The 13,135-nt window shown below is 64.6% G+C and carries 13 protein-coding genes and 2 tRNA genes; 10 read left to right on the forward strand and 5 right to left on the reverse strand.

The features are described 5' to 3' along the window. Nucleotides 1-35: 35 nt before the first annotated feature. A complete protein-coding gene (locus G3446_RS14735) occupies nucleotides 36-779 on the reverse strand; it encodes a ferredoxin--NADP reductase (protein WP_164453590.1) in 744 nt (247 codons plus the stop codon). A 286-nt stretch (nucleotides 780-1,065) separates the two neighbouring features. On the opposite strand from G3446_RS14735, the gene G3446_RS14740 reads away from it, so the two are divergent. From G3446_RS14740 to G3446_RS14755, 4 genes are all read left to right on the forward strand, one after another. Then, complete coding sequence (locus G3446_RS14740; RefSeq protein WP_245232517.1) at nucleotides 1,066-1,575, forward strand: glutathione peroxidase; 510 nt, start codon at nucleotides 1,066-1,068, stop codon at nucleotides 1,573-1,575. A 198-nt stretch (nucleotides 1,576-1,773) separates the two neighbouring features. Next, complete coding sequence (locus G3446_RS14745) at nucleotides 1,774-3,114, forward strand: heterodisulfide reductase-related iron-sulfur binding cluster (RefSeq protein ID WP_164453592.1); 1,341 nt, start codon at nucleotides 1,774-1,776, stop codon at nucleotides 3,112-3,114. Nucleotides 3,115-3,162: 48 nt separating this feature from the next. Beyond that, nucleotides 3,163-3,741, forward strand: a complete 579-nt coding sequence (locus G3446_RS14750; RefSeq protein WP_164453593.1) for a DUF3501 family protein — start codon at nucleotides 3,163-3,165, stop codon at nucleotides 3,739-3,741. A 36-nt stretch (nucleotides 3,742-3,777) separates the two neighbouring features. Next, nucleotides 3,778-4,593: an HAD-IIA family hydrolase gene (locus G3446_RS14755; RefSeq protein WP_164453594.1), complete on the forward strand. Its 816-nt coding sequence runs from the start codon at nucleotides 3,778-3,780 to the stop codon at nucleotides 4,591-4,593. A 64-nt stretch (nucleotides 4,594-4,657) separates the two neighbouring features. Here the strand turns inward: G3446_RS14755 and G3446_RS14760 are convergent, their stop codons facing one another. The 3 genes from G3446_RS14760 to htpX all read right to left on the reverse strand — a co-directional run bounded on the left by G3446_RS14760 (nucleotide 4,658) and on the right by htpX (nucleotide 6,882). Then, a complete protein-coding gene (locus G3446_RS14760; protein WP_164453595.1) occupies nucleotides 4,658-5,242 on the reverse strand; it encodes a YceI family protein in 585 nt (194 codons plus the stop codon). Continuing rightward, nucleotides 5,239-5,823 carry a cytochrome b gene (locus G3446_RS14765; protein WP_164453596.1) on the reverse strand — a complete coding sequence of 195 codons (585 nt, stop codon included), beginning with the start codon at nucleotides 5,821-5,823 and terminating at the stop codon, nucleotides 5,239-5,241. Before G3446_RS14765 ends, G3446_RS14760 begins: the two co-directional genes overlap by 4 nt. Before the next feature lie 171 nt (nucleotides 5,824-5,994). Beyond that, nucleotides 5,995-6,882 (reverse strand): protease HtpX, encoded by an 888-nt coding sequence (htpX, locus tag G3446_RS14770; RefSeq protein ID WP_164453597.1) that lies wholly within the window; start codon nucleotides 6,880-6,882, stop codon nucleotides 5,995-5,997. Nucleotides 6,883-7,070: 188 nt separating this feature from the next. On the opposite strand from htpX, the gene G3446_RS14775 reads away from it, so the two are divergent. The 3 genes from G3446_RS14775 (at nucleotide 7,071) to G3446_RS14785 (ending at nucleotide 7,905) form a co-directional block, all read left to right on the forward strand. Further along, nucleotides 7,071-7,146 (forward strand) — tRNA-Ala (locus G3446_RS14775). A 58-nt stretch (nucleotides 7,147-7,204) separates the two neighbouring features. Continuing rightward, nucleotides 7,205-7,280, forward strand: a tRNA-Glu gene (locus tag G3446_RS14780). A 61-nt stretch (nucleotides 7,281-7,341) separates the two neighbouring features. Then, nucleotides 7,342-7,905, forward strand: coding sequence for a hypothetical protein (locus G3446_RS14785; protein ID WP_164453598.1), 564 nt, complete (start codon nucleotides 7,342-7,344; stop codon nucleotides 7,903-7,905). Between the two features lie 26 nt (nucleotides 7,906-7,931). On the opposite strand, the gene hypF is transcribed toward G3446_RS14785, so the two are convergent. Further along, nucleotides 7,932-10,292: a carbamoyltransferase HypF gene (hypF, locus tag G3446_RS14790; RefSeq protein ID WP_164453599.1), complete on the reverse strand. Its 2,361-nt coding sequence runs from the start codon at nucleotides 10,290-10,292 to the stop codon at nucleotides 7,932-7,934. Between the two features lie 88 nt (nucleotides 10,293-10,380). On the opposite strand from hypF, the gene G3446_RS14795 reads away from it, so the two are divergent. The 3 genes from G3446_RS14795 (at nucleotide 10,381) to msrA (ending at nucleotide 13,022) form a co-directional block, all read left to right on the forward strand. Then, complete coding sequence (locus tag G3446_RS14795) at nucleotides 10,381-10,968, forward strand: NUDIX hydrolase (protein WP_164453600.1); 588 nt, start codon at nucleotides 10,381-10,383, stop codon at nucleotides 10,966-10,968. Next, nucleotides 10,965-12,413: a sigma-54-dependent transcriptional regulator gene (locus tag G3446_RS14800; RefSeq protein ID WP_164453601.1), complete on the forward strand. Its 1,449-nt coding sequence runs from the start codon at nucleotides 10,965-10,967 to the stop codon at nucleotides 12,411-12,413. The genes G3446_RS14795 and G3446_RS14800 overlap by 4 nt, the downstream gene beginning before the upstream one ends. Nucleotides 12,414-12,485: 72 nt before the next feature. Continuing rightward, complete coding sequence (msrA, locus tag G3446_RS14805; protein ID WP_164453602.1) at nucleotides 12,486-13,022, forward strand: peptide-methionine (S)-S-oxide reductase MsrA; 537 nt, start codon at nucleotides 12,486-12,488, stop codon at nucleotides 13,020-13,022. The last annotated feature ends 113 nt before the right edge of the window (nucleotides 13,023-13,135 follow it).

Below are 13,135 nucleotides of genomic sequence, written 5' to 3' on the forward strand. Positions count from 1 at the left end.
CCGCCTTGCGGCGCCGTCCGCGGGCGAGGCCCAGGTCAGTGATAGCCCTCGGTGGTGTAGTGCCCGGGGGCTTGCCGGCGATGACGCACGAGTCCCCGACCCTCTAGGATCGCCTTGGCGTCCTTGATCATCGCCGAGTTGCCGCAGAGCATGACGTGACTCGTCTCCGGAGCGATGGCGGCACCGGCACGGGCCTCGAGCTGGCCGTCATTGAGCAGGTCAGTGATGCGCCCTTGCAAGGTTCCGGACTGCGTTTCGCGACTTACCGCTGGCAGGTAGGTGAAGCGATCGCCGTACTGAGTGGCGATCTCGTTCAAGGTCTCCGCATAGGCGAGGTCGCTGCTCATGCGGACGCCATGGACGAGGATGACCCGCTTGAAGCGCTCCCAGGGATCCGGTGTGCGCAGAATGGAGAGATACACCCCTAGGCCGGTGCCGGTGGCGAGCATCCAGAGCGTGTCGGCCGGTTGAACCGTCTCCAGCGTGAAAATCCCACTCGCGGTGCCGGTGAGCCACACCTGGTCACCGGGCTCGAGCACTGAGAGCGGCGGCGTGAGCGGGCCCTGGGGTACCTCGTTGAAGAAGATCTCCAGCGGGCGTTGTTGAGGCGGGTTGACTAGCGAATAGGGGCGCCCGACGCGCTCGCCATCGATATCCAGACCAACCTTGATGTACTGACCTGCAACGAAGTCCGCGATCGGCGCGTCGAACTGCAGACTGTAGAGCCCCTCCGTCCACTGATGCTTACCCACGACCTTCGCTTTGACCCAATCGTTCATATCCTGTCCTGCTCTCTGTGGTGATCGACTGCTACCTAGACGCTGAGTCTTGGGCGCTCTGCCTGGCCTGCATCCCCTTCGATCTGCGGCCCCAGGTTGTGGCCGGTCGAATCCGCCGGAGATCGGGCGGGTGGAGACGCGCCGGTGGCGTTGTTCCTGGATGATCGGTCCTTCAACCGGCATTGCAATCCCGTTTCGCCCGCTCTACCTAGTCGGCGTCGTGGTCTTTTCTCGAAACGAGGATTTCAACATGAGATACCCCTGGCTATTGCTCGGATTGGCGGCGATGAGTACGAACGCGATCGCCGAGCCGAAGCGCTGCGCGTCATTGCTCGATCTGGACGTGCGTCGGCTGGCGAGCGACGAGGTGGTGAACCTGTGCGAGGCCTATCAGGGCAAGGTCATCTTGCTCGTGAACACGGCGAGCAAGTGCGGTTTTACGCCGCAGTACGAGGGGCTGGAGAAGCTCTACCGCGACTATCAGGACAAGGGGCTGGTCGTCCTCGGCTTCCCCTCCAACGACTTCGCCAACCAGGAGCCGGGCTCCGAGGAGGAGATCAAGTCCTTCTGCCGCCTGACCTACTCGGTCGAGTTCCCGATGTTCGAAAAGGTTAGCGTCAAGAAGGGTAAGGCGGCGCCTCTCTTCGACCGTCTTGCCGCCGCCGGCGCCCCCTACCCGAAGTGGAACTTCTATAAGTACCTGATCGATCGCGAGGGCAACCTGGTCGACTATTACACCAGCATCACCAAGCCGCAGAGTGGCAAGGTCGTCAAGGCGATCGACAAGCTCTTGTGACGGCGACGGGTCCGGCGGCGATGGGTCGGCTCGATGACCTCAATTTGAAGCGGCGATTGGATTCCTTGGGCGCTTGGTCTTAAGTTTCGCGGATCACAAGGATTCGATCGGCCCAGAGCGCCGCGCGCCGATCGAGCGGCGGGACACCTCTGACCGGCGAGGCTCGCAACCATAATCCTAAATAGCGGGAGGACAATCATGGCGTCGCCAACTCTTCGGGAGGGAAGTCTCGAAGCGCCCACCCGGCATCCGATCGACTGGCAGAATCCCGACTTCTATGATAGCGGCGCGCTCTTCGCGGAGCTCGAGCGCGTCTTCGACATCTGCCACGGCTGCCGGCGCTGCGTCAGCCTGTGCCAGTCCTTTCCTACCTTGTTCGACCTGGTCGACGAGTCCGAGAGCATGGAGGTCGATGGGGTTGCGAAGGACGACTACTGGAAGGTGGTCGATCACTGCTATCTCTGCGACCTCTGCTACATGACCAAGTGTCCCTATGTGCCGCCGCACGAGTGGAACCTGGACTTTCCGCATCTGATGCTTCGCGCCAAGGCGGTCAAGCTCAAGCAGGGAGACGTCAAGCTCCGCGACCGCATCCTGACCAGCACCGACCAGGTCGGCAGCCTTGCTGGCATCCCGGTGATCAACGGCATCGTCAACGCCCTCAATGCCAGCTCGCTGGGGCGCAAGGCGCTGGAGTCCGTGCTGGAGGTCCATAAGGACGCGCGCGTCCCGCCTTATACCAGCCCGGCGCTGCGCAAGGCGGAGAAGGGGCGGATCGGTCGCGAGGCAACTGGAGAGCCGGCCGGTCCCACGACCGGCAAGGTCGCGCTCTTCGCGACCTGCTACGGCAACTACAACGAGCCTGGCGTCAATCAAGACCTGATCCGCGTCTTCGAGCACAACGGCATTCCCGTGACACTGGCCGAGAAGGAGCAGTGCTGCGGCATGCCCAAGCTCGAGCTCGGCGACCTCGATGCGGTGCGTCAGGCCAAGGAGGCCAACATCCCGGTGCTCAAGGGCTTGATCGAGCAGGGCTGGGACATCGTCGCGACCATCCCCTCCTGCGTGCTGATGTTCAAGCAGGAGCTGCCCTTGATGTTTCCGGGCGATGCCGACGTCCTCCTGGTCAAAGACCACATTTACGATCCCTTTGAATACCTGATGCTGCGCCACAAAGGTGGCAGGATGAACATGGACTTCAAGCAACCGCTTGGGACCGTGGTTTACCAGGCTTCCTGTCATCAGCGCGTGCAGAACATCGGGCCGAAGACGCGCGACGTCCTCGCGCTGGTTCCGGACACCAAGGTGGAGGTGATCGAGCGCTGCTCAGGTCACGACGGGACCTATGCGGTGAAGAAGGAGTTCCATGCCTCCTCGATGAAGATTGTCAAGCCCGTCGCCAGCCGGGTCGAGAAGGCCGCGGCGGACCACTTCGGCAGCGACTGCCCGATGGCGGGTGCCCACATTGCCCACGCGCTGGGGCAGGACGGGGAGCAGCAGCATCCAATCACGCTGCTGCGCTTGGCTTATGGCATCTAATCGCCGGTGCAGTCTGATGTTCGCCGGCCTCAAGATTCGGAGATAGGCATGCAGCTGACACGCAACGACCTCTTCAGCCTCGAGCAATACGCGCAAGCACGCGGCGACTTCCGCGCCAAGGTCATGGCGCACAAGAAAACCCGCCAGGTGCCGATCGGTGCGCACACCACCCTCTATTTCGAGGACCAGTTGACGATCCAGTATCAGATTCAAGAGATGCTGCGGGTCGAGCGCATCTTCGAGCCCGAGGGCATCGAGGACGAGCTGAATGCCTACAATCCGCTGATCCCGGACGGCTCGAACTGGAAGGCGACCTTCATGATCGAGTACGAGAGCCCGGACGAGCGGCGCGAGGCCTTGATGCGGCTGCGTGGCATCGAGGCTATGGTCTGGGTACAGGTGTCGGGCTTCGACAAGGTCTTCGCCATTGCGGACGAAGACCTGGAGCGGGAAGATGAGACCAAGACGTCGTCGGTCCATTTCATGCGCTTCGAGCTCACCCCGTCCATGGTCGCGGCCATGAAGGAAGGGGCCTCGCTCAGGGTAGGCTCCGACCATCCGGATTACAGCTACCAGGTCGAGGCCAGGCCGGACGTCCGCGATTCACTGACCGCCGACCTAGGCTAGGCCTCGCCCGAGAGGAGTTGGGTCCATGTGCAGGAGATGAAGAGACCCGATCCGCGCGCCGTCCTGCTCGATATGGACGGCGTTCTCTTTCACGGACACCAGCCGCTTCCGGGCGCGGCGGATCTCCTTGAGTCGCTGGCGGATGTGCCGCACGCCTACCTGACCAACAACCCAATTCGGACCCCAAACGAGGTTGCCGAGTCTTTCGGACCCATGGGGCTTCCCCGGCCAGACCCCAGCTTGATCCTGACGTCCGCGCTTGCCACCGCGCGCTGGCTTGCGCGCGTTCACCCCGGATTCCGCTATTTCGCCGTCGGGGCGGGAGGCCTGGATGCCGCCTTGCGCGCCGTCGGTCGGCCGGATGCCGAGCAGGCGGATTTCGTGATCGTGGGCGAGGGGCCTGGGCTCGACTTCGAGCAGCTGACCCTGGGCATCAACCTCATCCTCGACCGAGGTGCGCGCCTCATCGGGACCAATCCCGATCACAGTGTGGATGCAGTCCGCAACGGAAGGCGGATCGTGCTTCCTGGCGGCGGCGCGCTCATCGCGCCCTTTGCGACGGCCACGGGCGTGACGCCGACCATCATCGGCAAGCCCGAGCCCTTGCTCTACGAGATGGCCCTTGAGCTGCTTGGCTGCTCGGCGGGCGAGTGCATCATGATCGGCGACCGGCCGGATACGGACATCGCTGGAGCGGAGCGTCTCGGCATGAGGACCGCTCTGGTGCGAACCGGGCGTTTCGCGCCGCGTCGTCCTTGGCCCAGGGAAATTCCTGCCCCAGACTTCGACGCCGTCGACCTGGACGCGCTCACATCGGCCTTGCGAGACAGTTTCCCCGAGCTACTCGACTGACTGAGGCCAGATTCGGCTGCCGGGCATGATGGCCAGGCACTGGCTGGCCGCTATTCGCAGGCGCTTACTGCCGGATGCCTTCGATCGACAAGATCATCTCGACCTTCCGCGACGCTGGACCCAGGTTGTAGTCGATGCCGAAATCCTTCAGCGCGAATTCGGTCGAGCCCTGGAACCCGCGCCGGTAGCCGCCCCAGGGGTCCGGGCCGTTGCCGATTCGCCTCACCTCGACCGTGATGGGCTTGGTGATCCCCTTGAGCGTCAGCTCGCCCTCCAGCACGGACTTGTTGAATCCAGTCTCGCGATAGGACGTGCTCTTGAAAGACGCCGTCGGATACCTGCCGACGTCGAGGAAGTCATCCCCGCGTAGATGCTTGTCGCGCTCCGCATGATTGGAGTCGAGGCTCGCGGTCCGGATCTTGACCTCGATCGATGACTGCTTGGTGTCGTCAGGGTCGTAGACGAAGCTCCCTTCGAAGTCGTCGAAGCGCCCGTACAGCCAGCTGTAGCCGAGGTGCTTGATGCGGAACTGGATGAACGCATGGCCACCTTCGGTATCGATCAGGTAGCGCTCGGGCGCGGCGAAGAGGCTGGCCTGGCAGGCAAAGACTAGAACGAGGCCGGCGAGGGTCGAGATGGCTGGCTTCATCTGGGGCTCCTCTCTTGAGTGGGCTGTTGTGGAGAGCTGGAGCGACCGAGCATGCGCAGCAGTGTGCGGTCGCGGTCGAGAAAATGATGCTTCAAGGCCGCTAGGGCATGCGCCGCGGCCAGGCCGATCAGGGCCATGGCGAGGGCCAAGTGAAGCTCGCCAGCCCAGTCCGCCTGACCAGGGAGGTGGCTCAGCGTCGCCGGGATCTCGAAAACGCCAAAGACGCTGATCCCTTGACCCTCAGCGGTCGAGATCAGATAGCCGGTTATCGCGACGGCGAAGAGCAGCAGGTAGAGGATCAAGTGCGTGGAGCGGGACGCGATGCGCTCGAAGCGGCTCAAGCTGGGCTCAGGGGGCGGTGGTCTGTCGATGATGCGCCAGCCAAGACGCCATGCCAGCGCGATGAGCAGCAGTGCGCCGAGGCTCTTGTGGATCCAGGGCGCCGTTCGGTACCAGGCGTCATAGTAGGTCAGCTCCACCATCCAGAGGCCAAGGCCGAAGAGCGCGATCACGGCGAGCGCGGTCAGCCAATGAAAGAGGATGGTGACCAGACCATAGGCGTTCTCCGTGCTGCGCCACATGCAGGATGACCCCGGCTCTGCTATCTGCTCGCGGTATGGAGTACCTGGAGGCCGCGGATCCTTGAGTCAATCCTGCGGGATCGTCGCCCGCAAGCAGCCTCCTACGGCGGCGACGCTCGCGTAGGAGCCCGCTTGCGGGCGAGGAGGGTGCAACTTGCTCGAGGTCGTCGATCAGGTCTCGGCGTGCTCCAGGGCGGCGATACGCTTGTCGAGTGGCGGATGGCTGCGGAAGAGGGCGGCGAAGCCCTCGCCGATCTTGCCCGAGATGCCGAAGGCGGCGAACTCGCCGGCGGGCAGGTCCTGGGGCTCGTGCACACGCTGAAGCGCGCGCAGGGCATCGGCCATTTGATGACGGCTGGTCAGCATGGCACCACCGGCGTCGGCGCGGAATTCGCGATAGCGCGAGAACCACATGACGATCATGGTCGCCAGGACGGAGAGCATGATCTCGGCGATGATGGAGGTGACGAAGTAGCCGATCCCATAGCCCTGTTCGTTCTTCAGCACCACGCGGTCGACGACGTGACCGATGATGCGGGCGAGGAAGACGACGAAGGTGTTGACCACGCCCTGAATGAGCGCAAGCGTCACCATGTCGCCGTTGGCGACATGGCTGATCTCATGGCCGACGACGGCTTCCACCTCGTCCTTGTTCATGTGCTGCAGCAGCCCGGTGCTGACCGCGACCAGGGCATCGTTGCGGTTCCAGCCGGTCGCGAAGGCGTTGGGGTCCGGTGAGTCGAAGATGCCGACCTCAGGCATCTGGATGCCGGCCCGCTCGGATTGGCGTGCGACCAGATCGACCAGCCATTGCTCGAACGGGGTGGACGGGTGCGCGATGATCTGCACGCCCATCGAGCGCTTCGCCAAGGTCTTCGACAGGAAGAGCGAGATCAGCGAGCCGCTGAAGCCGATGATGGCGGCCATGATCAGCAGCGCGCCCATGTCGATGCCGCCGCTCTCCTGGAGGATGCCGTCGATCCCCAGCAAGCGGAAGACGACGCTGATGACGACCAGGATCGCCACATTGGTCGCCAGGAACAAAAAGATTCGCATCATGGATCAAAAGCTCCTAGTCAACGAGGGGGAATCTCTGTACTATACGCGGCCTTCGCTGAGGGGTACTGGCCCCGACGGTTGCCGCAAGATATCGGCACAGCATATAGGGACATCGGCAAGCCAACAAAAGCGAAAAAATGCTGGACATCGCGGAAATCGGCCTTTAATATGCCGCGTCTCAGCTCAACGGGGCCATAGCTCAGCTGGGAGAGCGCAACACTGGCAGTGTTGAGGTCGGCGGTTCGATCCCGCCTGGCTCCACCAATTTAGAGGAAATCCGGCAAGTTGGTCATGAGCCGGTTTTCTTTTGGGAAGTGTTTCTGTCCCCATCGTCTAGTGGCCTAGGACACCGCCCTTTCACGGCGGTAACCGGGGTTCGAACCCCCGTGGGGACGCCATCTGAGAAGAACGGGCTAGCTGCTGATGCAGCTGGCCCGTTTTCTTTTGGGGGGTATGGCGATGACGCGACGCATTCAGGATAAGTTGGCCGCGATCGTCGACGAGATCGATCGCACTGGACACGCCAACCAGATGCGGCTGACCGCTCTGAAGAAGTGGCTCCAGCAGCCTAAGCGGCTCCAGCGCTTTGCCCTGTCGCTCGCTGCAAGGGCGGCCAGGGTCGAGGATGTCGCGGACGGCGAGGATCCTTGTCTCTTGGATCTCGCCCGGAATCTGCTCGGCGACTGGTCGCTCGACGCGCCCGCGCCCGACCGTGTGGCGGCGAAGATCCTTCACGGCCGCCTCAAGGCCTTCCAGGACGAGTACAAGCGGCTTGGATGGGGGCGCGTCCGAACGATCCAAAGCAAGCGTCTCTTGATCATCGAGATGGGACTCGAGGTCTTTCTCTACGATCCCGCCGGCCCCTCCGAGGGCTATCGGCTCGCGGTCGCCTTCTGCGAAAACTATGATTCGCGCTACGGAACGGACCTCAACGGCCCGTCGCGTGACCGCGTCCTCGAGCTTCTCGAGATCGTGGATGCGGTCGAGACCCAAGAGCGATCGGAGCCGTCCCTGGCGGCCTGAGGCTGAGGCGGCGGCGGATGCCGCCGTCAGCCTGCCCGAATGGCTCGTGCCGCCGCGATGCAGGCCTGGCCGAGCGAAAGTCCGCCGTCGTTGGGCGGGACCTGGCGCTGGAGCAGTACCTCGAGCCCCGCGGCGGTGAGCTGGGCCTGAACGGATTCCAGCAGGATCCGATTCTGGAAGACCCCTCCGGAGAGTGCGATCCTTCCCAGCGCATGCGCTTCGGCAAGCTCGATCGCCAGCGTGGTGAGTGCTCGCGCCAGGCCCGCATGGAAATGTGCGGCGACCAGCGTCTTCGGCACGCCTCGTTCGAGATCGGCAAGGAGCTGGCTCCAAAGACTGGCAGGATCGATCACCACCCCGGAAGCCTGCTTGGTTGCCGTGAGCGGGTAGCCCTCCAGGCCGGGGTCCATGGCTTCCGCGGCCAGCGCTTCCAGCTCGATGGCCGCCTGTCCTTCGTAGGTGATGCTGTCCCCACCGATTCCGAGCGCCGCCGCAGCTGCGTCGAAGAGGCGGCCGGCGGAGCTCGAGAGCGGGGCGTTGACGCCGCGGGCCATCATCTGCCCAAGCACCTCCAGCGGGCGATCGCCGAGCCGTCGGAGGCTCTCGATCGACGGATGGCGCTCGTGCAGGACTTCCCATCCGCCCGCCGCCTCCAACTGCGCAAAGAGATTGCGCCAAGGCTCCAGGATAGCCTTGGTGCCACCCGGCATGGCGACTGGCTTGAGGTGGGCGACGCGCTCGAAGTCCAGGTAGTCACCGATCAGCAGGTCTCCGCCCCAGATCTTGCCGTCCGGCCCGAAGCCGAGCCCGTCCAGGATGATCCCGAGGACCGGCCCCGCATCCATGGCCCAGCCGTTGTCCGCCAAGGTCGAGGCCAGGTGGGCGTGATGATGCTGGACGCTCTCGAGCGGCAGGCCGTTGCGTGCCGCGCGCTCGCGACCCAGCAAGGTCGAGCGATAGTCCGGATGCAGGTCGACGGCGATGCGCTCCGGGGCCTGCTGAAAGAGCTCGAGATAGAGATCCAGCGTGACCTCCAGCTCGCGCGCGGTGCGGGCGTTTTCGAGGTCGCCGAGATGCTGGGACAGCATGGCCTGACCATCGCTCAGCAGGCAAAAGGCGCTCTTCAGCTCGCCGCCCAGGGCGAGGATCGGGGGGCTGTGCTCGAAGCCAGGTGGCAGAAGAATCGGGGCTGGGGCGTAGCCGCGAGCCCTTCGCAGCAGGCGTGGGGCACCCGCCATGCGGCGGACCACGGAATCGTCGACGCGATTGACGATCTCGCGGTCATGCAGCAGGGTCAGATCGGCGAGCCTGCCCAGACGGTCGGCCGCGTCCGCATTGTCGATGCACTGGGGCTCCTCGCTCAGATTGCCGCTCGTCATGACGAGTGGCTTGTCCCAATCCTGCAGCAGCAAGTGATGGAGCGGGCTGTAGGGCAGCATGAAGCCGAGCGCGCGCTGACCTGGGGCGATGTCCGGCGCCAGTGGTGCTGCCTGGCTGGAGCGGGCTTGATCCAGGAGCAGGATGGGGGCGGCCGAGCTCTGCAGCAGTGCGGCCTCGTCTGCGCCGACGTGGCAATAGGCGCGGATGACGCCGAGATCTCGGGCCATGAGGGCGAAGGGCTTGCCGAACCGCCGCTTGCGGCGGCGCAGCTCGGCGACGCTCGCCGCATTGGTCGCATCACAGGCGAGATGGAATCCGCCGATGCCCTTGACCGCCAGAATGCGTCCCTCCCGCAGGAGTCTGCTTGCGGTTGCGACGGCATCTGGGTCGCCAAGGCCGGCAGGGTCGAGTCGTTCGCCCTTGCTGTCGACCAGCCAGACGCTGGGGCCGCAGTCTCCGCAGGCGTTGGGCTGGGCGTGAAAGCGCCGATCGGCTGGATTTGCGTACTCGGCGGCACAGCGCGGACACATCGGAAAGACGGCCATGCTGGTCTTGGCCCGGTCGTAGGGGATGCCCTTAACGATTGTGAGTCGCGGGCCGCAGTGGGTGCAGTTGGTGAAGGGGTAGTGGTAGCGCCGGTTGGCCGGGTCGCGGATCTCGGCCGCGCAGTCGGGGCAGGTCGCCGCGTCCGGGACGATGCCCGTGTGTACCTCGGAGGCGTCGCTGGCACGGATGATGAAGCTGCCGGTCGATAAGGGGCTGTCGAGCGCGCTGCGCTCGATGGCGTCGATGCGGGCCAGCGGCGGGCATTCGGCCCGAAGTGCGTCGCAGAAGGCATCCAGTGCGCTAGCGTCTCCACCCGCGGCTGGCTGGGCGCGGATCAGCACGCCCTCGCCGTCGTTCAGCACCTCGCCGACCAGTGCGTGGGTCTGTGCCAATCGCCAGACGGTCGGGCGAAAACCGACGCCTTGGACCAGTCCGCGGACGCGAATCAGCTCGGCATGCATGATGGCGACTTGGGCTCCCGCTGTATGAAAAACGCTGTGAATGCTGTCTACTTGGGCGGATGCTTCCCAAGCGATCGACAGGGTACAGATGAGATATTGCAGTGACTGCGGGGCTCCCGTCAGTCTCCAGATCCCGCCCGGGGATAATCGCCAGCGCCATGTCTGCGACGCCTGCGGGACCATCCACTACCAGAATCCCAAGGTCGTCGTCGGCTGCATCCCCGAGTGGGAGGACAAGATTCTGCTCTGTCGGCGCGCGATTCAACCCCGCCACGGCCTTTGGACCCTTCCGGCCGGCTTCATGGAGCGCGGCGAGACGACCCGCGAGGGCGCCGCGCGCGAGACCCTGGAGGAGGCGAACGCGCGGGTCGAGGTCGGCCCACTCTACAGCCTCTTCAACCTCCCGCACATCGACCAAGTCTACCTGCTGTTCCGCGCGCGCCTTCTGGACCTGGGGTTCAGTCCGGGCGAGGAGAGTCTGGAGGTCCGGCTGTTCGAGGAGGACGAGATCCCCCGGGACCTCATTGCCTTCCAGACGGTGCGCGAGACGCTCGATCTCTACTTCGAGGATCGGCGCCATGAGCGCCAGGGCGTCATGTACTCGGGCGACATCATTCGCGAGCTCGACGGCGAGCAGCCGCAGGTGCGCGTGACCATCCACGAGGACCCAAAATGAGTCGACCAAGGGTCCTCCTGGTCGACGATGAGCCGCTGTCGTTGGAGACGCTCGCGCGCATCCTCGACGAGGAGTTCGACGTCCGCACCGCGACCAACCCCTTCGATGCCGAGCGCATCCTGGAGGAAGACTGGATCCAGGTCGTCATCTCCGATCAGCGCATGCCCGAAATGACGGGGGTCGAGCTGCTGGCGCGGGTGCGTGATCGCTGGCCGGACATGGCGCGCATCATCATCTCCGGCTACACGGAAGCCGAGGACATCATCGATGGGATCAATCGCGCCGGCATCCACCAGTACATCACCAAGCCCTGGCACCCGGACAACCTGCTGCTGATCGTGCGCAACGCCTGCCGATTGGTCGAGCTGCAGCGCGAGAATGCCTTGCTGGCGCTCGAGATGAAGATGACGGGGCAGTCCCTGGAGCAGCGCGTCGCCAAGCAGCGCGAGCGCCTCAAGCGCAACTTCAACCTCGACGCCATCGTGCGCAGCCCCGAGAGCCCCATCAACCAGGTCTGCGACCAGATCGCGCAGATCGCACCCTATGACATCCCGGTGCTGCTCACCGGCGAGTCCGGTACGGGAAAGGAGCTGCTCGCCCGTGCGCTGCACTACAACAGCCCGCGGGCCGACAAGCCCTTCGTCGCGGAGAACACGGGCGCCATGCCGGATCAGCTCCTCGAGAGCGAGCTTTTCGGGCACGAGAAGGGCGCCTTCACCGGCGCCGTCAATGCCCGGGTCGGGCTCTTCGAGCAGGCCGATGGCGGCACCATCTTCCTCGACGAGATCGGCGAGGTCTCGACCAGCTTTCAGGTCAAGCTGCTGCGCGTCCTGCAAGAGCAGGAGGTGCGGCCGATCGGCTCCAATCGGCGCCGCAAGGTCAATGTTCGGGTGGTCGCTGCGACCAACCGCGACCTGGAGCAGGAGATCCGCGAGGGCCGTTTCCGGGAAGATCTCTACTACCGGCTCGCGGGCGTCCGGGTCCATCTCCCGCCGCTGCGCGAGCGTCCGATGGACATCTGGCCCATCGCCGAGCACATCCTCGCCGAAGCGGTGCGGGACTTCGCCAAGCCCGTCGAGGGCTTTACGCAGGAAGCGCTCGACTGCATGGCGCGCTACTCCTGGCCGGGGAACGTGCGTGAGCTTCAGAACGAGATCCAGCGCGTCCTGGTGCTGGCTCCCGGGCATCAGCTCACGGCGGATCTCCTCGACCCTAGAATCCTGCGCGCGGACGATGCCGACGTGCCCTTCGCCGAGCCCAACCGCGCGGAAGCCCTGCCCGCGGACGGCACCCTGAAGGATCGCGTCGAGGCCCTGGAGGCCAGAATCCTTCGCGAGACCCTGATCCGCCATCAATGGAACAAGACCCAGGCCGCCGACGAGCTGGGTCTGTCACGCGTTGGACTGCGCAGCAAGCTTGAGCGCTACGGGCTGATCCCCAACTGACTGCGAAGCAGGCCGCCGCACTCGGCGGCCAAACCGCGCCTCTAGCTGGCGCTCATAAGGGGATCAAGACGCATGGCAATCGAAACGACGACGCTCGGCGGCGGCTGCTTCTGGTGTCTGGAAGCGGCGTTTCAGCAGGTCCGCGGCGTGCAATCCGTGGTGTCCGGCTATGCCGGCGGTGCGCGGCCGGATCCCACCTATCAGCAAGTCTGTACCGGCGCGACCGGCCACGCCGAGGTGGTGCAGATCAGCTTCGACAATGCGCAAGTCGATTTCGAGACTCTGCTCGAGGTCTTCTTCACCATCCACGACCCCACGACCCTGAATCGCCAGGGTGCGGACGTCGGGACCCAATACCGCTCGGTGATCTTCCACCACTCGGATGAGCAGCGCCTGACGGCAGAGCAGGTCATGGCCAGGCTGTCAGAGGCAGGCACCTGGTCCGATCCCATCGTCACCCAGCTCCAGCCGGCGCCGACCTTCTACCCCGCCGAGAGCTATCACCAGGACTACTTCCGTCGCAATCCCGGCCAAGGCTACTGTAGCGTCGTCATCTCGCCCAAGCTCGCCAAGCTCAGGACCAAGCACGCTGACTTGCTGACATCTTGACGTGGCCGAGTCGCCCGCCCCCCGCCGCCCGGGGGTTTTTTGGGCCCCAGGGGGGGGGCGGCCCCAGAGAGGGGCCCACCCCCCCCCCAAGAAAAAAAAAAGAGGGGACCAAG

It is taken from the genome of Thiorhodococcus minor (assembly GCF_010820565.1).
Lineage (GTDB): Bacteria > Pseudomonadota > Gammaproteobacteria > Chromatiales > Chromatiaceae > Thiorhodococcus > Thiorhodococcus minor.